Raw genomic sequence first — 19,789 nt, 5'->3', positions numbered from 1 at the left:
TAAGTATAAGATCAAGATATTCGTAAAATACAAGATCTTATACTATGTTATATTTTTACTGAGCGATTACACCTATTCCCGGACGATCTGGCAATATACATTGCCCATCAATGACTTTCATCCCATCATAAATATCATTGCCAATGAGAAGTGCACCGTCCAGATCCGCCCAATCCACCAAAGGCGCCAATTGAGCTGCTGCAGAAATCGCACAAGATGTCTCCGTCATACAGCCGATCATCACCTTCATTTTTAATGCCTGTGCCAATTCTGCCATACGCTTCGCTTCTCGCATGCCCGTACATTTCATCAACTTGATATTGATTCCCGAGTATACCCCCTGCAATGCCGGAACATCGATCAACCTCTGGCATGCTTCATCTGCAATAGTTGGTATAGGACTATGTTCCGTAAGCCAGGCATTATCATCGATTTGATCTTTTGGCATCGGTTGTTCCAAAAATACAACTCCGCGTTCAGCTAACCAATGTGACATTTCGAGCGCTTGTTCTTTGTTCTTCCAGCCCTGATTCACATCAGCACATAGCGGACGATCCGTACATTGACGGATGGTATCGATGATCATTTTATCGGTTTCAAGCCCCAGCTTTACTTTAAGAATTTTAAACTGATCTGCCTCCATGACCTTTTTGCGAACTACCTCTTCCGTATCGATACCGATCGTATAAGAAGTCGCAGGTATTAACGCTGGATTTAATCCCCATATCTTGTAAAAAGGTTTTCCCAGTATCTTTCCGATCAAATCGTGCAGCGCTATATCCACAGCTGCTTTTGCCGCCGTATTTTTAGCACTGATTTGATCAACGTATGCCAATAGTTCTTCCGTTTGAAAGGGCGAGTTAAATCCCCTTAAATCGATGTTGTTGAGAAAATTGATGACACTTTCTTGAGATTCGCCTAGATAAGGAGGCATACTCGCCTCACCGTATCCAATGATGCCGTCATACTCCAGTTGAGTCAGTACAACCGGAGTTGTCGTCCTACTGAAAGATGCAACCGTAAATACGTAGCGCATTTCTAAAGTATAGGGTTTAAATCGGAGTTTGAACGCTCCAAAATCTTTAGTGATCCAATCTGCATGTATACCCATGATCGTTGTTATCTTTTATTTGATACTATAATAGCTGTTATTTTGTACTTTTTGTATTTGTGGGTCATCAGAACCTAAATATCTTTTTGCTGCAACAACTGTACGTGTCTGGAAATCATCATAATTTGCGGCATCCTTCAACATGCTGTTGATCCGTACAGAACCTGCAGCATGAATAAATGTACCATTGCCAATATAAAGTGCGACATGCGTAACACGTGCATTTGGATTATTGTTTTTACCAGCCGCAAAAAATAGGAGGTCAGCAGGTTTTAGATTTTTAAGTGCCTTTTCAGGATCAAAGTGTCCTTCAGCATCTAAGATATCAACAGATTCACCTGCTAGTACCTGCTGAGAAGCATCACGTGGGATCACAAAGCCATTCATAAAATAGGCTGTTTTTGTGAAACCGCTGCAATCAACACCTTTAACAGATGTACCGCCCCAAAGATAAGGAAGTCCCAACATCGATTTTGCACTTGAAATTAAGTTTTCAGCTGTTGGATTACGCGTATCGATCCATTTTTTTAATGATAGCGCTTCCTCTTTCTTAATATAAGCTTTCCTTTTATCCGGATAAGCGACTTCAAAATAATTGTTTTTTTCTCCCGTCAGCACTAAAATGTCTCCATAAACCAGATCCGATACCCGTTGACTTTGCGTATTCGGTTCGGAGAATGATTTTCCAAATTCCGCTGTATAGATTATTTTAGGTTGATTGTTCCATTGCTGTGCTTCCTCTTTTGTCATCGCTGTTACAGCAGAAGCCGGTAACCAGGCAATATATCCTTCAGGAGTACGTATCCGATATTCACCACGATCTTTTTGTAAGAGGTCAACCTGAGTGCCCATCAGAACCTGGCTTGCCATTTCAGCGGCATTATCAGGTTTGGTTCGCATGTTGCCTACAGATAAATTGACTACCCCGATCAGTTTATTACCCAGATTTTGTTCTGGTAATACGGTTATCGCGACATTAGCAGGGATATTTCTAATCTGTTGCTCGAAAGCTGTTTTAGCAGCCTGTTCTGTCGTTTCTATTTGATAATTATTTTTGGCAACATCTGTTTGGGTAAAGGCAAATATCTTAGTCCGCTTATCAGGAGCATAAGCCTTACGTACGTTTTCTTGCAGTTCTTTGACCTGATGATAGATGGTTGAATCTATCTGTTGTGAAAAGGCATGATTAATGGTTAAAAAGCCAGCACAGGTAAGAATAGCATATTTAAGTTTGTTTGTCATGCTGATTAGTTTGGTTTAAAGATAGACTAAATTGCCTATTTTTTTATAAGAAATGATGACGATTTGTGAATTAATTTACAATTCTTTTGCATAAATGTGAATTGACGAGGTGTTTTTAATGAAAAAACTCATGAAAAGAAACGTGCATTTGCGTATACTTGTAATGCTAAATCGATTAAAATATGAGTTCAAGACGCCAATTTATTAGACAAGGTATTATTGGAGCAGCTGCTGTTAGTTCTGTAGAAACATTATCAAGTTTTTCCATTTCAAATAAGCGAGCGGGAATAAAACCAATTGTTATTTCCACATGGGATTTTGGTATTGCAGCAAATCAAGCAGCATGGGAAGTGCTAAAGAGTGGTGGGAAAGCTATAGATGCGGTCGAACAAGGTGTTCGTGTGCCCGAAGCTGATTTAAAAAATATGACCGTAGGTAAAGGCGGCTATCCCGATCGTGACGGTATGGTCACCTTAGATGCCTGCATCATGGATTCCGAAGGTAATTGTGGATCAGTAGCTGCTTTAGAGCATATTGCACATCCCATATCACTAGCACGTTTAGTGATGGATAAAACTCCCCATGTCATGCTCGCAGGTGATGGTGCATTGCAATTTGCACTGGAAAATGGTTTTGAAAAAGAAAATCTGCTTACACCCGAAGGAGAGAAAGCATGGAAAGAGTGGTTAAAAGAAAAAAAATATAAACCGGTCATGAATATTGAAAACAAGTCATTCGCCGTAGAGCGTCTGCCCGGTAATCAATATAATCACGATACCATCGGTATGTTGGCACTAGATGCTGCCGGCAATTTATCCGGAGCATGTACGACAAGCGGTATGGCATTTAAGATGCACGGTCGAGTTGGAGATAGCCCGATTATAGGAGCAGGACTGTATGTGGACAATGAAGTAGGGGGAGCTACCTCTACGGGTGTGGGTGAAGAGGTGATCCGTACAGTGGGCAGTTTTTTGGTTGTGGAATTAATGCGTCAGGGATATTCGCCTGAAGAAGCATGCAAAGAAGCGGTCAAACGGATTGTCAAAAAGAAACCCAATATTGCTAAGGATATTCAAGTAGGATTTTTAGCACTCAATAAGAAAGGGGAGTATGGATCCTATGCACTACAAAAAGGATTTTCATATGCTGTTTGCCACAAGGAAAAACAAGACTTGCTCATTCCGGGCTCTTATTATTACAAAGCATAGATTTTCAAAATCAGTAAACTGATATGACTCTTTTTCTGTCATTAATCTTTAATTTTATGCTATACAATAATTCTTGTGGGCAGCGTATATCGTGATCATCGCAAAGCACTCAAGAGGAGCATAAAATAAATTTAAAGGATAGATTTGTGTCGTACCGGAGTCCTTATATTAAACAAATTTATCTAAGTTTGAGAATAAAATATAATAAGATATGAAAGCAACATTTGGAGGCGGCTGTTTTTGGTGTACAGAAGTTATTTTTCAAAATACAGAAGGTGTAAAATCCGTTTTGCCTGGCTATATGGGAGGATTAAACGATAATCCAACTTACGAACAAGTTTGTACAGGTACGACAGAGCATGTTGAAGTTGTACAGATCGAATACGATGAAGATCTTGTCAACTATGAAGAGCTGTTGAAGATATTCTTTAAAACACATAATCCAACAACATTAAACCGTCAGGGAAATGATGTGGGTACGCAATATCGCTCGGTTGTGTTTTTTCATGATGAAGAACAAGAGATTTTAGCTAAGAACTTTATCGATGAGTTGGATAGCGAAGATATTTTCGAAGACCCGATCGTTACGACGGTCGAGCCAGCAGTTACTTTTTGGGTAGCAGAAGACTATCATCACAATTACTTCAATACGCATCCTGAAAATCCTTTCTGTTCAGTAGTCATTGCATCAAAACTTCAAAAATTCGTAAAAGAATTTAAGTCATAAAAAAATCCGCTTTTAGCGGATTTTTTTATGACTGATAAGCTCAATCAGCTTGATGACGTGCTGTTCATTTAAAACAATTCAATCTGCCCACCATTATCCGTTTGGATATCATCAGGATTTGTGATCTCCAGTTTAATATCATCCGGTTGAGTATCGGCTTCTGCTTTATGTGTTTCTTCACTTGATTCGGTACCTTCAGTATTCGAATCACTCACATCTTTTGTGTTGACCGTTAAATCAATTTCTTCCGTCATCAAAGTCACACTTTTAACCGTGTGAAAAGAGAGACGATTTCCTTGTGCTTTTATACCTTTCACATCGATGATTTCGTTCAGCGGTTGGTCCAAAGCCTCTTCGGTTTGGGACTTGCCCTTTAAAATATCCAAGTGAACAATTGGATCGGTATTATTCGTCAACAAAATAAGTTTAGATCCAGGTTCATCATTGATGAAGAGCATGCTTTTACCGACAGGAATATCATCAAATTTGAATCGTTTTACATAATAAGTACCCGATTTACCATCTTGATGAATAGCTGTGTACACATGCTCAGGAAAATACTTTTCGATGCGGATCATCTTATCATCGAAATAATTGCTCAGATCAAAGTTCGACAGTTCGTAAGTACCATCCGACATGACGATCAAGATCTTATCGTCACCATCAAATTCGCCTAGATACAGTCCTCTTTCATCCGCATTTAAGCGTTTCGTTATTTTATCAAACCAGATCTTACGACCAGCTAAAGTCGATACACCAGCACTTTTGAACGTGATCTTTTTAACCGGATATTTAGATACAATATTTCCTTGAGAAGCGCGCCCTTTAATCGCAATTTCGGCAAAGTTCATGTCAAAATTAAGTTTTCTTAATTTCGTATGCGGTTTGAGCTGAATATTGACGATCTCCGCTTCTCCATTCGGGTTAGCCGTAAAGTATGTTACTTTTGAACCTTTTGAACCCTTACTGATATCATATTCCTTATCACGAGTGATACCCACTACGGCAAAACGTTTGATAAAGCTCGTACCCGTATCTCCTTCTTTATAGATGGCATTATAGATCGTTCTTTCATCTCCTTTTTTAAAGACAGCAACATGGATGATATCTTTTCCGACAAATACCTTATCTTGAATTTTCGTTACGACATATTTACCGTCAGCGCGGAATACAATGATATCATCAATATCCGAACAATCACAAACAAACTCATCTTTCTTCATGCTTGAACCAATGAATCCTTCTTCCCGGTTGACATAAAGTTTCGCATTGGCCAAGGCTACTTGTGTTGCTTCAACGCGATCAAAAGCTCTTAATTCTGTTTTACGTTCACGACCTTTGCCATATTTGTCACGCAATCTTTCGTACCAGGCGATAGCATAATCGGTCAGGTGTTTAAGATGACGTTTCACATTTTTGATCTCTTCTTCCAAAGAAGCCATTTGATCATCCGCTTTCTTTACATCAAAACGCGTAATACTACTCATCGGTTTATCGATCAGACGTTTATAATCTTCCGGAACTATCGGTCGGTAGAATTGGCCAAAAAATGGTTCAAAAAGACGGTTTAAAACCAGTACCACGGTATCAAAATCACCAGCATTTTCATATTCAGGATGCTTGTACATACCTTCCTGAATGAAGATCTTGAGTAAGCTGCTGAAGAATATTTTTTCTAGGAGATCATGTAATTTGATTTCCAGTTCTTGTTTTAGTAAGTTCTTGGTATTTTTCGTGTTTTCAATTAAGATATCATTCACACTCAAAAAGTGTGGTTTATCTTCTTTGATTACACAAGTATTGGGCGAAATGGATACTTCACAAGCCGTAAAAGCAAATAGCGCATCAATCGTAACATCAGGAGATATTCCTGGAGCCAGATGCACAATAATTTCAACAAATTCTGCGGTATTATCTTCGATTTTTTTTATCTTGATTTTCCCTTTATCGTTGGCCGCGACTACACTATCGATCAATCCTCCCGTCGTTGTTCCAAAAGGAATTTCAGTGATCGCCAATGTCTTTTTATCGCGCTCCTCTATTTTTGCACGTACGCGTATTTTTCCACCACGCTGACCTTCATTGTATGCCGAGCAGTCCGCCATTCCGCCTGTAGGAAAATCAGGTAGGATATGAGGTCTTTCTCCATTCAATACTTGAATCGATCCATCGATCAGTTCCAAGAAGTTATGCGGCATTATTTTCGTAGCAAGACCTACAGCGATACCTTCAGCACCTTGAGCAAGCAGCAAAGGGAATTTTACTGGTAAAGTAACAGGTTCTTTGTTACGGCCATCATAACTCAGTTGCCAGTTTGTCGTTTCCGGATTGAAAACAACATCCAGAGCAAATTTGGATAAACGTCCTTCAATATAACGAGGTGCAGCAGAAGCATCGCCAGTAATCGGATCACCCCAGTTCCCTTGACAGTCAATTAACAGATTTTTTTGACCGATCTGTACCATGGCATCACCAATTGAAGCATCACCATGCGGGTGATATTTCATCGTATTACCGATTACATTGGCCGCTTTATTGTATCGACCATCATCCATCTCTTTTAGTGAATGTAGGATCCGACGCTGTACAGGTTTAAAACCATCATTGATATGAGGTACTGCGCGATCTAAAATAACATAAGATGCATAGTCCAAAAACCAGTTTTCATACAATCCCGAAAGTGGAATTGTTTTACTATTATTTGTCTGTCCGTTATTTACTTCTTCTTGATTATCGTCTGCAGGATAGTTTGTTTCTTCACTCATGTAATCAATAATATGGTGTTTTTATTATTATCAGTTGCAAAAAGAATAGAATTTTTGCAAGCGTAAAAATACGAAAAGCATTTCGTTTTATCCAATGGATATATAAATAGATTTATGCTGGAAATTTCAATATTTAAAAGTGGAGTTATGAATTTAAAAATGGGATGTATACACCTTACTTAGTATCTTCAATCCTTTCATACCAATAACAATCGATGTCCCAAATGGTAAACTTAAAGGTATCAGTAATCTTAAATCCAACCTTTTCCAATACCTTTCGCGAACCATGATTGTCGACATGCGTACTGGCATGGAGAGGTATATGGGTCAAATTTTTATAATAAAATGCAATACACGCCAATGCCGCTTCTGTAGCATAACCTTTCCCCCACGACTCTTTACGGTAGCGATAGCCGAAATCTAGAAAATTGATCCTATCATTCATGGGTTCCTCTATAAATTTAAACCCTGTCCAGCCTATTAATTGATTAGTTGCTTTTTCGATGACCGCAACACGACCTATACCATGTGTCTCATACTGCTGGAGTAGACCTTTAATATAATCTTTTGCCTCTTCACTAGATTTTAACGGAGATCTATTTAAATAAAGATGAACTTCCGGTTGCGAGTCCATCGCATAAAACTCCTCAACATCATCTAAAGTTATTGGACGAATGATCAGTCTCTCCGTTTCAAGTGTTGGTACATATTTCATATAGCTCATATTAAAACCAAAGTTAGTAGAAATTAATTATCTGCATCTATTTAAAATAGAGTGAAGAGGATGGATGTAAGAGGTAAAACAATTGTTGATTATTGACAGTATGCACATTTTTCAAGGTTAATAAAAGTAGCGTTTACAGGAAATTTTCTGATGTTTGAATCTATTTGATTTTAAAAATTGATGGATCACTAATAGGCTATTTCATACAAACCATCATCATGATATTCATATCAATGATAGTTTGTATAGCTCAGTCGGGGATAGACTATTCAAAACTCATCGGATATCCTGAAAATCCAATTGAAGTATAGCGTTATCTAAAACAAATTCATCCAAGTATTATCTTTAAATACCTGGACGAATTGATCTATTTTTCAATAAAAATTATTCAGCTTTACTATCCGGATCATTGGTAGAATCAGGATCTACAGGAGCAGAGTCAGCCATGGTTTGTTTAAAAAATACTTTAGGTTTTCTAACAATACCCCATTTTTGTAGCAGTTCCTGAGTCGCATTTCTTTTGAGATGCTCCTTTTCAGGTTCACCGATTAAATATCCAATCGGTTCCATAGAAGGGATAGCATCAAAGATAACTTTTAATGTTGCAGTCATCGGTAGTGCAAGAATCAATCCCGCAAGACCAAAAATCATTCCCCCCAATAGAATAGCGATAATAGCCATTAATGGATTGATACTCACCTTACCCCCCACGATATTTGGGGTGATGATATTTCCTTCCAAAAATTGCACCACTTGAAACCAGGCAATAACACCTACGGCATATAAAGCACTATCTTTGGTTGCCAAGGCAAATAGAGCAGGTAAAATGGATCCAATTGCGATACCGATATAAGGCAATAACATCAGCAAGGAAGCCATGGAACCAAAAAACCAAGCATATTCAATTCCCATTAACATCAGACCCACCGTATTCAATACCGCGACAATGCCCATCACCATCACAAGTCCTAAACAATAGCTTTGCACTACGTCGTAAATCTTTTTTAAGACAGCATGAATCTTTTTATTATCCGTATTTTTAAATGCTTTAAAGAAAAACTCTTTGAAAAAATCACGGTAGTATAAAAGGAAAAAGATAAAAATAGGAACTAAGATGATTCCCGCTAATGTGCTACCAATCGAGCCAAAAGCTGTTGACATATATCCGCCTACATTTTCTAAAGCATTATTTCCTTGCTCTTTCATTTTTTGCACAACCTCACTTCTTTCCAAGCCAAACCGAGATTGAATCCAATTTTGGATCGATTCAACAGCAGCAAGCACCTTCTCCTGGATTGCGACCGCATCTTTTCCAATGATAATACTTTGATGTACTATAAACCAGATCAGTGTACTGATAATTACGATGGCAATAATGACCGCCATAACAGCTGCAGCAGCCTTACCAAATTTTAATTTGTTTTCAAAAAATGCAGCTATCGGATACAGCGTTATTGAAAGTATAATAGCAAAAAGCAGAGGTACGACAACGCTTTGGGTGACATACAAAAATCCAATGATTAATGCTAAGGCAAATAAGCTTGAAGCAAGCCCAATTGAGTACGGTTTTTTTTCTGAATTACTTTCCATTATGAAATAGCTACGATTAGATTTTTTAAGATTAATTGATTTCTCAATTAATCTGCTTTCTGTCTATAGCGAAATCCTTGCCAAAAAAACATATATAGAAGTGCTACCCCTAAAAATAAAGCATTGAAATACATCACTTGAGGGATTCGGGTTATGATATCTTGATAATATAGACCCGCAAATAATGCCCCTAAACCGATACCGGCCTCCATCGAAATATACATCGTCGCTACTGCACGTCCCCTTTGGTTGGGTTTTCCGAGATCTATTGTCCATGCATTGATAGCAGGGGATAGGATACCGGTACCAATACCATATATACTTGCACCCAACATCAATTTATTAAAAGAATCACCCTGACCGATCAAAAAGAGTGAAATACCAACAATAAACAGTCCGACCATAATCACTCGTGTACGACCATATTTATCAGACGCCTTTCCCGATACAAAGCGTATCAAAATAGAGGCAATGGTGTAGGCCGCGAAAAATATTCCTTTGTTGCTCAAATGCAGATGGTCACTCCAATCCGGTATTAACGTTAATATGGCACCAAAAGCCGAATAAGATAAAAATGTAACAATACCTGCCGGTAAAACACCGATATCAATAATGTCCGTCCGTGATATTTTGAACATGGATAAATTGAGTTTTTCTTTTTTAACAAGCGTCTCTTTCATGTTCATGACGATAACAATTGAAAGGAGGGCAAAAAGCGAAGAACTATAAAACATCACATTGATGCCGTAATATTGAAAAATAGCACTACCAATAGCCGGTCCTACAGCACCACCGATTGCAAAACAAAGTCCATGCATACCAAGCGCCTCACCCCATCTTTCTCGGGGGATGATATCGGCTACATAAGCAGAAGTTGCGGTCGGTTTAAATCCTGTAGAGAAACCATGGATTAATCTCAAAAGTAAAAATCCGGAAACTGTAGTCAGAATGGGATATAAAAAGCCACATAAGAAACAAACGATCGATCCGATTGCCATAACCGGAACTCGTCCCCATCGATCGGTCAACTTCCCACTGAAAGGACGCGATATACCAGCCGTCAAGGTAAATAAGGCGATGATTAAACCTTTATGTTCGGCACCACCCATTTGACTCAAGTAGTTGGGAAGTTCCGGAATTATCATGTTGAAACTAGCTGAAAATAATAGCGAGCTCAGGCAAAGAAGTGCAAATTGTAATGTGTATATGGATTTATTTTCAGTCATTGTAAATGCGCTGTTGAATTGTGTAAAAATGAATCGCCCTCTTTTAGAAAAGAAGGCGATGTCTTATAATTTTTTTGTTCGGGCGATTTCTGAACAAAATATGGTGGTTGCTACAGCGACATTCAAAGATTCTGCTTCACCTATCCTTGGTATGGTGACGGGCTGATCCACGAGTTCAATAATTTCTTCAGAAATTCCATTTCCCTCATTTCCCAATATAATAAGACCCTCATGCGTCCAATCCGTCTCGTAAATACTATTTCCATCGAGCAAAGCACCATAAACAGGTATTTTCACCTCTTTGATAAAAGCCTTCAAATCGATATGATGAATTTGGATACGAGAAAGTGAACCCATAGTCGCTTGTACCACTTTAGGATTATACGCATCGACAGTCCCGATAGAACAGATAATCTGTTGAAAGCCGAACCATTCTGCTGTACGGATGATCGTGCCTAAATTTCCTGGATCTTGGATATCATCCAATACTAAGGTATGCTGATTTTTATAATCCTGTACTTGTAATTCCTTTTGTTCTGGGATATGAACCAGAGCCAATATGCCTTGGGGGGATTTTAATCCACTGATTTTTTGAAATTCGTTTTCAGTCAGCACATAAGATTTTATTTTTCCCGATATTTTACCCACTTTTGCGAGTACATCTTCTGTATAAAAGATGCTGTCAACTTGATAAGAGGATGATAGAAATTCGTTAACAGATTTAATTCCTTCTACAATAAAAAGACCATGTTGTTTGCGAAACTTTTTATTTTGAAGAGATGATATTAGAGTAATTTGTGCTTTTGACAACATTTTTTAATGATAAATAATCAACGCTTTTTAGCTTTTACAAGTATAACGCTTTTGTTGCTAATTTTCACATCTTGCCGTTCAGCACGATTCTTAAATGAAGATCAAGCGTTGATTGATCATGTGAATATTCAAGGGGTCAGACCAGAGCTGAAGGAATCAGCATCTCTGTATGTATCCAATGATATTAAAGCCAATTCAAGGGTTAATTTATTTATATATAACCTTTTCAATACCAAAGACGGTAAATATAAAAAACGGGATTTGAGAAATGTTGGGGAAGCACCTCATTTATTAGACTCTAGTTTAGTAGATTTATCAGCCACACAGATCAAAAGGTTTTTATTTACAAAAGGTTTTTTTGACGCGAAAGTACAGCCTGAAATCTTGGTTAAAAATAAAAGAGCAACTATAAATTTTAATATTACCGAAGGCATTCCGTACTATATGGACAAGATCAGCTACAATTTTGCCGATAGTGCAGTAGCCCATCTGTATGAACAAGAAGTGAAACCCTTCAGTGTGGTTAAAGAAGGATCACAGTATGACGCGGTCAATTTGATCACAGAACGGGAAAAATTGTATCTCGCGATGCGTAATCACGGTTACTATGATTATATACGCCAATATATGCGGGTCGCAGTAGATTCGACATCAAAAAACAATCGCCTCAAACTGGAGATACAAGTGGAGAATCCCAGTGACTCCGCCAATCACCAGGCTTATAAAATTGATCAGGTTTTTGTTACCATACGCAATTTCGGAACAGTAAAAAAAGAAGCCAGAAAAATAACTGATAGTATCTCCCAAATTCATTTTACGGATGAAACGCGTAATTTTAGGTTGAAGCCGTTGAAGCGTTATATGTATATAAAGTCCGGAGACTACTACAATCTTTCCAAAGAAAACATGGCTTATGATCGTTTGTATGAGATGAATGGTTTCAGGAGCATTAAGATTCATTATCAAAAGACCGATTCCAATACATTAGATGCATATTATGAAATGGTTCCACGACCGTTGATGGGCAATCAGATCGAAGGGGAATTTACATTGAGTTCTGGTATGAGTGGTTTTAATATCGGAAATACATTCTCCCATCGTAATATTTTTGGTGGCGCAGAGTTGCTGGAGGTAAAATTGCGATACGGTATACTCTTTGATCCAAGACTCCAAGGCAATATCTCGGATAAAATCTTTAACAATGATGTTCAAATTGGCGTAAATTTAATTGTCCCAAGATTGATGACGCCATTTCACACCAATCATACCGCACAATATGGATTAGCAAAAACAACCTTTTCGTCAAGTTTGCAGATTTTCAATCAAGATGCAACGTATTCTAATCGGTATTTTATCAATACATTAAATTATTCATGGCATCAATCGGCAAATAAATTTCACAGCTTTACACCCATCGTGCTGGAATACAGGCAAGGAAAGTTAAATGAAAACTTTGCACAAAATTTAATAGATCAAGGTTACTTATTATATGTAAGGAGTAACAACCGCGAATATTTCGGATTAGGCTCTCAGTATTCCTTTACCTATAATGCCAAGAAATTAACCAAGAAAGAAAATTTTAATTATTTCAAAGGCTCGATCGATTTAAGTGGCAATATATTGGATCTGGTCAGTAAGGTTATCAAGTTTGATCAAAATGCCGATGGTGAAAAAAAGGTGCTGGGCGTTCCTTACCTACAGTATGCCAAAACAGAATTGGACTACCGTATTTACCGTAATCTAGGAGGAAATCAACAATTTGTTTTTCGAATCAATCCAGGTATTGCTATTCCTTATGGTAATAATTCGACCTTGATGATCTTTGAAAAGAGCTTTTATGGTGGTGGTATGAACGGCATGCGGGCATGGCAAGCACGGACATTAGGCCCTGGTAATTATAATCGAGCAAGCGTCCAAGAAGATTTGCGATTGAACCTCCGTAACCTAGATCAATTAGGTGAAATAAAAATTGAAGGAAATGCAGAATATCGTTTTCGAATCTTAAATAGTTTCTTGGGAGCGAAGATGAATGGGGCCACATTTATTGATTTTGGAAACGTCTGGCGCTTAAAAGAAAATGAACTAAATCCCGGAGGAGAGTTTAAGGCAGATAAATTTTTAAAGCAAATTGCTATTGGAACAGGTTTTGGATTACGATTTGACTCCGATTATTTTATCATTAGACTTGATGCCGGCCTAAAAGTAAAAGATCCTCAATTCTCAGGAAGCGATCAATGGGTGTTAAAACATTTTTTCGATTCCAAAGAATTTAAAGATCAGTATTATCAGACACATAAGCCCGATCGCTATAATTTTATTCAATACAACTTTGGTATCGGATTACCATTTTAAAAAATTAGATTTTTGAGGCTTGCGAAAATAGACTCTATAATAGAAGAGATATTTAAGCCCTGTGAATGGTTAAAGAAAAAGAATCCCACAGCCAATATAATGGCGGTCAGTAATAATTTCTTGAAAGCATAGGCAATCAGTAAAATAACTGCTGGAATGATGATAAACATCAATCCACTGATCGCAAACGTGGACAGTCCTTTGTCCGATTTGTAGATGTAAAATAATCGTCCTTTGGATGTATCTTGATTTTTGTGTTTGAAAAATACAAAGGTGGAAGATTCTATTTTATCATTTGGAACAGCAATTCCATCATGAAATTTTAGCTCTTGCGTAAATCCATTGATGCTAAATTTATAAGTACCATTGATCCGTTCGTTTGTTCTCTCTAACGAATCTACGGCAATAATAGCCAGTTTACCATTGCGGGATAAATTTTCTTTTACCACAAAATTTTCTATTTTTTGAAACTGTGCATTCCCCAAAAGCGGAATGAGTAAGAGAAGGAATAATAACTTTTTCATCAGAAAAATTTGTCTTAATAATGAGTATCCATTTTCAACTGTATGACTGAACTCGTTTTACAGGTGATGAAGCGATCATGAACCCATATTTTCTTGATTTGTAGAGATTCTGGAGCATCATGTTTCATTCATTTTGTTTGCGATGCAATTTTAGACATTTTCTACCTCTTTATAAAATAGATAGCGTTAATAATTCAATAAATGTTTTTGTTATTTTATTTCCGAAACAATGAATAATTTGTACCTTTGTGGTACAAAAAAATAAAATCGAAATGGCAGAGACAATACAACATAGAGAACCAAAAAAGACTGATAATAACGCAAATCAAACTCATTATTACAAGACTTTAACAATAGCTATCGTTTTGGGTCTTATAGGAGTATTCATTAGATTTGTTCCTGATGTTTGCACAAACTTTGATCAACACGTATCATTGTTTTCAGCAATTGCAAATATTAGCCTTATAGTAGCATCTCTTATTGCATTTAAAACAGTTTTTGGAATCTTAGGATTCGGAAAAAACAAATAATGCTATATTAAAATATAATGAACCTCAATTCTGAACGAATTGAGGTTTTTTTTACGCTTTTTTTTTCGAATAGCCTTGGTATAGTCACATCCAGATCACAGGTAAATGTTTTTAAATTTTATATAAAACAGCTCATAAGAATAAAAGTTTTGATGCTATGTTTTTCATATTAAACGACATAGCATCCATAAAAAAAGCGATGTTTTTCCGAGGAAAAACATCGCTTTTTTTATGGTAGTAGGATTAATTATGCCAATAATGACCAAGTTCCCCAAGGAATACGTGCCAAGATCAGAATTAAACCAAGAATGTAAAAAATCAAAACCGTTTTGTTAGCTTGCTTAGCATTAGTCAATTTTTTAGCTTTAATATAACCAATTGAAATCAGTACAATCGCAATAATCATTGTAAGCGGGTGCTCGATAATTTTAAAACGCATCGTAGGGTCTTTCATAATAGAACCCGAAATCATGGATGGGTATTTGAGTACGAAGAACAAAATCAATCCAATTAATAATTGCATGTGAGAGGCAATAAAACCTAAAAGTGCAATTTTTCTATTGTACGGTTTGTTACCTGAGAAGTTGACAAAGGTAATGATGATTGAAACAATCAGAGCTAACAATAAGATTATTGCTAATGTAGAGTGTAAGTGTAACATAATTTCTTCTTTAATTAATTCTTTGAATACAAAAGTATAAAATAACTAACGCTTTTCGCCTATTTCTTTAAATTCAGATTTTTCTTTCCATTTCGGGAAAATATCCTCTTGGCTTAAGGTGTAACCAATATCAAAAAATAATCGGATATCGGCCAGCATCCCCTCAAAATTCCACTCCGGAATCACCTCGTCATTTACGGCATGATACCGACCTTCCAAAGCTTTCTTTCGTTGCGCTATGATCGAAGTATCTTGCTCGATATAATCACTACCGCTGCCAGCATAAAGGGCAGGGACACCTACCTTAGCAAAATTAAAATGGTCAGAACGATAAAAACCTCCAGAACTTGGATTTCCTTCAGCTTTGGTATAACGTCCAAATTTCAATGCAGACCGTTGGGCATAGTCATCCATCTCCGACTGTCCTTTTCCAACAATGGATATATCTTTTGTTGCTCCAGCAGCGCTAAAAGCATCCATATTGATATTAGCAACTGTTGTCTTTAACGGAAAAATAGGATTTCTAACATAATAGTCAGATCCCAGCAATCCATCTTCTTCGGATGTCACGGCCAAGAAGACAATAGAACGTTCAGGTGCTTTCTTGGCAGCTTTAAAAGCTTTTGCAATTTCAAACAAGGCAGCTACACCAACAGCATTATCAATAGCTCCATTATAAATAGAATCTCCATTGACCGGTTCACCAGTACCAAGGTGATCCCAATGTGCAGTATAAATAATATTTTCATCTTGACGGCTTTTACCTTCAAGTCTGGCTATGACATTATTTGACTTTGATCTTTTTATTTTATTGCTGACCTCAAAATTTGTTTTTACTCCTAATGGAACAGCTTTAAAGCCTCTTTTCTTAGCTTTTTCCAATAGCGAGTCATCATAGCCTGCTAGTTTTAAAAGCTTTGATGTACTTTCTGTAGATAACCAGCCTTCCACTTGTGCATATTGATTAGGATCGCCCACATGGTCTAAGTCCATCTGTGGAGCATTTCCCCAACCTGTACGGATGACATTCCAACCGTAACTAGCGGCCTTTGTCTGATGGATAATCATGACGCCTGCTGCACCTTGACGTGCCGCTTCTTCATACTTATAAGTCCATCTTCCATAATAGGTCATCGTATCACCTTTAAAAAGAGACTGATCATAATGTCCAGGATCGTTGACCATGACAACGACAGTTTTTCCCTTTACATCAAGATCTTGATAGTCATTCCACTGATATTCTGGAGCAACAATACCAAATCCCACAAAAACCAATTCCGTATTTTTCAGTTCGACCTGTTCTTGGAGACGACGGCTTGTCACCACATAATCACTAAGGTTTTGTAAGGTAAGTTCATCTTGCGAAGATTTCAAAGACAGGATTACATTGGGAGTTGAGGTGATTTCCACCATCGGAACCTCCTGAAAGTAACTGTTGCCATTTCCAGGTTTTAGTCCTAACTTTTTAAACTGATCCGCAATATAATTGGTCGCCAGAGTATCCCCCTTTGTAAAAGGTTTTCTCCCCATAAATTCATCCGACGATAGTTTGAGGATCGTGTTCTTATAGCTTTTTTCAGTAATGCTGCCGAGTGCTTTTTGATCAAGGATATTTTGTTTTTTTTGAGCCGATACAGGATGTAGCATGGCTAACAATGCTATACCGAGGGCAAGGTGTTTAAACTTATTTTTCATGTATATGTGCGATTTCAATGGGATAAATTTCTGCAATAGGGTGGAAAAGATAAAGTTTATTGCTGGTTAATTCCAGACATTTATAGCGCTTTCTTACCTTCTCTTGCTTTTGGAAGACACGTCCATTTTGTAGTTTAAAATGACTTTTTTCCGGTAACATCTCCACTGTAAAAACTTGATCGGAGTGCTTGTCAAATTTTTTAAGCGTGCGAAAGAGATGAAGATCAGTACAACTGGAAGCTGCGGGGTTTTCCAAATATTGAGCGATTGCACGAGCAATTTCAGCTGGAAAAATTTGCAGCTTTAAGAAAGGGTCCATTAAATTTTGAAAATTAGTTTTCCATTCTTTTCCATGTGGTTTTACAGCATGTTTATGTTGCTGCCAAGTTTGTAGATGTGCAAACTCATGGATTGTGGTAATCAAAAAAGAATACGGATTGAGGTCATGATTGACCGATATACGATGCCCATCAGTACGAAAAGGTGCTCGGTAGTCGCCTAGTTTGGTACTGCGGGATTTGGATATTTTAAATAAGCAGCCAGTATCATTAATCCATCTGGAGATAATGGGCGCTGCCGCCTCCGGCATAAATTTACGCAATGTAGCACTGTAATCCTGCATAACACAAACATAACTTTTTTTTATTATTAATGACCGTATGATGAAAGAAATTAAAAACGAAAAACCGTTGTATTCCTACAGCGGTTTTTCATTTTCTCTAATAGATGGTATTAGTAGATGCTCACCAATTTTTCTTTTGGATATTTCACAGAATACCCAAATCGTATTTTTTGAGTAGCGCCAGCAGGAATAGTTACATTCCATTTGAGTAGACCAGTTTCTTTTTCTACATCAGCTCCGCTATGATCATCCAAAGTGATTTCCATCGATTTATCTGTAGCGATTGGAATCTGATCTTGCAAGTTGAGGGTCACACTATTCTTTTTATTGTTTTTGATCGTAATTTCATAAACCAAGCTTTGCTTTTTACTACCACCTAAGATCTTGGTCTGAGATAGATCATTGATCTTATCGCGTTTAATACTGATCATTTTATCTCTTCCCATACTCAGCTTTAGGGTATCGGTCGCGTCATTCGGGTTGATGTAGGTTTTTCCGACCAACATATTTTCAAACATGACATTTGCGGTCCCGGGTAGAAGATTGAGTTTTTCATAATCCGTCAGTTCAGCCATCAAGTACACATTCGGATCAATACGTGGTATCGCAATATAACTGTAAGTTGCAGGATGTGTATACTCTTTTAAGGATACACTGTGGGGTTTGCCATTAGATGCAATATCGTATGGGATAGAAATATCAAATGTGGTATTCAGCTGATTCTCGTTTTGTTCGGTGTAACTGTTGATACTGCTCGTTCCGCGAATCCGTATGTTCTTCTGATCAGATACAGCAACTTCATTGAAGACCATGTTGTCAGCTTTGCTTTGAAGCATCATGGGACGCGATTGTACCGGTTGATTATAATACAGTTGCCAAGGAGTTAAATTGGGTACAATACCATATTGAGCAGGATTGCCACTTGCTAATATAAGATGTACCTGTTTCCAATCGATTCCAGTTTCCTGGGTTACATTGGCTTTGTAAATGATTGCCAAAGGCGAAGAGGTATGAGCAGACCGGAGGTCGTAAGAAGCATTCCAGGATGCCTGCGAAGATGTGTAAGTAATGTCGAAAGGTTGGTTTCCAGCTTGATTGTTCATGACCTGTACGATAAGTTGTCCTCCAGAACCTGTTGTTTGCCCTTTTACCTCCTCCAATTGTACCTGAGCTTTGTTTACCAGATCTTGTTGCAGGAGTATTTGGTCATCCAAAGCCGTTATATTGCTTTTTACCTCAAGATATTTAGTCTTATAATAATCGGCCATCTTCGCAAGTTCAGCCACCGTTGTATTGCCATTTACTCCTGCTATTTTTTGATTACTCTCCAGCAGTTTCAAGATACTTTCTTCCGTGGCTTTTTGATTTTGAAAATTTGCCAATGTATGGGATTCCTTCTTAAAATAGTTTTCAGCTTTTACAAATGCATCGCTTTTAACATCAGCACCAATATAATTGACAGCTGACCGTACGGACATCACTGTTACTTGAGGAGAGCTTCCGATCTGAATACTGTTTTCATCTATACCATTGGCTATATGTGTAAATATAAGCTCACTCGTTCCTTTGGCTAGGTTTACGGTAGCATGATGATTAAGTTCAGCAGCATTCGTATAGAGCATAACCTCTCTTAAATCCGTCTTAATAATTTGGGGACTCTGTGCAAATAAACTGCCACTGATAATGACGCTACCAATCGCTAAGGTGATTTTTGTTATATTCATATTGTTCTTTTGATGATATACATTAAGATGCAGTACAGTGCAAGATTGCATAAAAATTTATTTAGCGTCACTATGATGATTACATCACGATGTAGCACATATAGATATAGCTTCATTTTTTTTAATTACTGTAGAAAATAGATAAGATGAGCATCCGTTTCCTTTACTATAATAAACACAATTACACACAGTGATGATCTTATAGTAGGGTATTAGGAAAAAGATATGGTGTTTGTATTAGCTAATCTTAATTAAATTACTAACATTGGTAGGTT

General features: G+C 37.5%; 16 protein-coding genes. 4 read left to right on the top strand and 12 right to left on the bottom strand.

From position 1 onward, the window contains the following. Positions 1-55: 55 nt before the first annotated feature. Entirely contained in the window at positions 56-1,111 is a 1,056-nt protein-coding gene (locus MUB18_RS00155) for a dipeptide epimerase (RefSeq protein WP_248754632.1), read from the bottom strand. 15 nt (positions 1,112-1,126) lie between these two features. Then, complete coding sequence (locus MUB18_RS00150; protein WP_248754631.1) at positions 1,127-2,353, bottom strand: C40 family peptidase; 1,227 nt, start codon at positions 2,351-2,353, stop codon at positions 1,127-1,129. Between the two features lie 182 nt (positions 2,354-2,535). Here MUB18_RS00150 and MUB18_RS00145 point away from each other — a divergent pair, with 182 nt between their 5' ends. Continuing rightward, positions 2,536-3,561: an isoaspartyl peptidase/L-asparaginase family protein gene (locus MUB18_RS00145; RefSeq protein WP_248754630.1), complete on the top strand. Its 1,026-nt coding sequence runs from the start codon at positions 2,536-2,538 to the stop codon at positions 3,559-3,561. Positions 3,562-3,772: 211 nt separating this feature from the next. Next, complete coding sequence (gene msrA / locus MUB18_RS00140; protein WP_248754629.1) at positions 3,773-4,288, top strand: peptide-methionine (S)-S-oxide reductase MsrA; 516 nt, start codon at positions 3,773-3,775, stop codon at positions 4,286-4,288. A 68-nt stretch (positions 4,289-4,356) separates the two neighbouring features. On the opposite strand, the gene MUB18_RS00135 is transcribed toward msrA, so the two are convergent. From MUB18_RS00135 to MUB18_RS00115, 5 genes are all read right to left on the bottom strand, one after another. Beyond that, on the bottom strand, positions 4,357-7,053 hold the full coding sequence (locus tag MUB18_RS00135; RefSeq protein WP_248754628.1) for a DNA gyrase/topoisomerase IV subunit A: 2,697 nt from the start codon (positions 7,051-7,053) through the stop codon (positions 4,357-4,359). Between the two features lie 175 nt (positions 7,054-7,228). Then, positions 7,229-7,768, bottom strand: a complete 540-nt coding sequence (locus MUB18_RS00130) for a GNAT family N-acetyltransferase (RefSeq protein WP_248754627.1) — start codon at positions 7,766-7,768, stop codon at positions 7,229-7,231. 393 nt (positions 7,769-8,161) lie between these two features. Beyond that, positions 8,162-9,367, bottom strand: coding sequence for an AI-2E family transporter (locus tag MUB18_RS00125; protein ID WP_248754626.1), 1,206 nt, complete (start codon positions 9,365-9,367; stop codon positions 8,162-8,164). A gap of 47 nt (positions 9,368-9,414) precedes the next feature. Continuing rightward, positions 9,415-10,593: an MFS transporter gene (locus tag MUB18_RS00120; RefSeq protein ID WP_045754317.1), complete on the bottom strand. Its 1,179-nt coding sequence runs from the start codon at positions 10,591-10,593 to the stop codon at positions 9,415-9,417. 63 nt (positions 10,594-10,656) lie between these two features. After that, the gene (locus MUB18_RS00115; protein ID WP_248754625.1) at positions 10,657-11,406 is read right to left on the bottom strand and encodes a TrmH family RNA methyltransferase; all 750 of its coding nucleotides are present in this window, start codon (positions 11,404-11,406) and stop codon (positions 10,657-10,659) included. Positions 11,407-11,412: 6 nt separating this feature from the next. Here MUB18_RS00115 and MUB18_RS00110 point away from each other — a divergent pair, with 6 nt between their 5' ends. Then, positions 11,413-13,758, top strand: a complete 2,346-nt coding sequence (locus MUB18_RS00110) for a BamA/TamA family outer membrane protein (protein ID WP_248754624.1) — start codon at positions 11,413-11,415, stop codon at positions 13,756-13,758. Here MUB18_RS00110 and MUB18_RS00105 read toward each other — a convergent pair. Further along, positions 13,755-14,282 (bottom strand): hypothetical protein, encoded by a 528-nt coding sequence (locus MUB18_RS00105; RefSeq protein ID WP_045754320.1) that lies wholly within the window; start codon positions 14,280-14,282, stop codon positions 13,755-13,757. The two genes, MUB18_RS00110 and MUB18_RS00105, sit on opposite strands and share 4 nt — an antisense overlap. 272 nt (positions 14,283-14,554) lie before the next feature. Between MUB18_RS00105 and MUB18_RS00100 the strand changes: the two genes are divergently transcribed. Continuing rightward, complete coding sequence (locus MUB18_RS00100; RefSeq protein WP_045755543.1) at positions 14,555-14,812, top strand: hypothetical protein; 258 nt, start codon at positions 14,555-14,557, stop codon at positions 14,810-14,812. 247 nt (positions 14,813-15,059) lie between these two features. On the opposite strand, the gene MUB18_RS00095 is transcribed toward MUB18_RS00100, so the two are convergent. From MUB18_RS00095 to MUB18_RS00080, 4 genes are all read right to left on the bottom strand, one after another. Next, positions 15,060-15,473: a hypothetical protein gene (locus MUB18_RS00095; RefSeq protein WP_108160683.1), complete on the bottom strand. Its 414-nt coding sequence runs from the start codon at positions 15,471-15,473 to the stop codon at positions 15,060-15,062. Between the two features lie 45 nt (positions 15,474-15,518). After that, a complete protein-coding gene (locus tag MUB18_RS00090) occupies positions 15,519-17,168 on the bottom strand; it encodes a M28 family metallopeptidase (protein ID WP_248754623.1) in 1,650 nt (549 codons plus the stop codon). Beyond that, positions 17,158-17,790 carry a SprT-like domain-containing protein gene (locus tag MUB18_RS00085; protein ID WP_248754622.1) on the bottom strand — a complete coding sequence of 211 codons (633 nt, stop codon included), beginning with the start codon at positions 17,788-17,790 and terminating at the stop codon, positions 17,158-17,160. The genes MUB18_RS00090 and MUB18_RS00085 overlap by 11 nt, the downstream gene beginning before the upstream one ends. A 110-nt stretch (positions 17,791-17,900) precedes the next feature. After that, on the bottom strand, positions 17,901-19,514 hold the full coding sequence (locus MUB18_RS00080; RefSeq protein WP_248754621.1) for a DUF4139 domain-containing protein: 1,614 nt from the start codon (positions 19,512-19,514) through the stop codon (positions 17,901-17,903). Positions 19,515-19,789: the final 275 nt, after the last annotated feature.

It is taken from the genome of Sphingobacterium sp. PCS056 (assembly GCF_023273895.1).
Classification (GTDB): Bacteria; Bacteroidota; Bacteroidia; order Sphingobacteriales; family Sphingobacteriaceae; genus Sphingobacterium.
Note: the sequence above shows the minus strand (reverse complement) of the source record. Positions and strands in the feature narration are given on the sequence as shown.

Bases quoted from the DNA above. Each gene is read 5' to 3' on its own strand.
- MUB18_RS00155 (WP_248754632.1), bottom strand. From the start codon at position 1,111: ATGGGTATACATGCAGATTGGATCACTAAAGATTTTGGAGCGTTCAAA.
- MUB18_RS00150 (WP_248754631.1), bottom strand. From the start codon at position 2,353: ATGACAAACAAACTTAAATATGCTATTCTTACCTGTGCTGGCTTTTTA.
- MUB18_RS00145 (WP_248754630.1), top strand. From the start codon at position 2,536: ATGAGTTCAAGACGCCAATTTATTAGACAAGGTATTATTGGAGCAGCT.
- msrA (WP_248754629.1), top strand. From the start codon at position 3,773: ATGAAAGCAACATTTGGAGGCGGCTGTTTTTGGTGTACAGAAGTTATT.
- MUB18_RS00135 (WP_248754628.1), bottom strand. From the start codon at position 7,053: ATGAGTGAAGAAACAAACTATCCTGCAGACGATAATCAAGAAGAAGTA.
- MUB18_RS00130 (WP_248754627.1), bottom strand. From the start codon at position 7,768: ATGAAATATGTACCAACACTTGAAACGGAGAGACTGATCATTCGTCCA.
- MUB18_RS00125 (WP_248754626.1), bottom strand. From the start codon at position 9,367: ATGGAAAGTAATTCAGAAAAAAAACCGTACTCAATTGGGCTTGCTTCA.
- MUB18_RS00120 (WP_045754317.1), bottom strand. From the start codon at position 10,593: ATGACTGAAAATAAATCCATATACACATTACAATTTGCACTTCTTTGC.
- MUB18_RS00115 (WP_248754625.1), bottom strand. From the start codon at position 11,406: ATGTTGTCAAAAGCACAAATTACTCTAATATCATCTCTTCAAAATAAA.
- MUB18_RS00110 (WP_248754624.1), top strand. From the start codon at position 11,413: ATGATAAATAATCAACGCTTTTTAGCTTTTACAAGTATAACGCTTTTG.
- MUB18_RS00105 (WP_045754320.1), bottom strand. From the start codon at position 14,282: ATGAAAAAGTTATTATTCCTTCTCTTACTCATTCCGCTTTTGGGGAAT.
- MUB18_RS00100 (WP_045755543.1), top strand. From the start codon at position 14,555: ATGGCAGAGACAATACAACATAGAGAACCAAAAAAGACTGATAATAAC.
- MUB18_RS00095 (WP_108160683.1), bottom strand. From the start codon at position 15,473: ATGTTACACTTACACTCTACATTAGCAATAATCTTATTGTTAGCTCTG.
- MUB18_RS00090 (WP_248754623.1), bottom strand. From the start codon at position 17,168: ATGAAAAATAAGTTTAAACACCTTGCCCTCGGTATAGCATTGTTAGCC.
- MUB18_RS00085 (WP_248754622.1), bottom strand. From the start codon at position 17,790: ATGCAGGATTACAGTGCTACATTGCGTAAATTTATGCCGGAGGCGGCA.
- MUB18_RS00080 (WP_248754621.1), bottom strand. From the start codon at position 19,514: ATGAATATAACAAAAATCACCTTAGCGATTGGTAGCGTCATTATCAGT.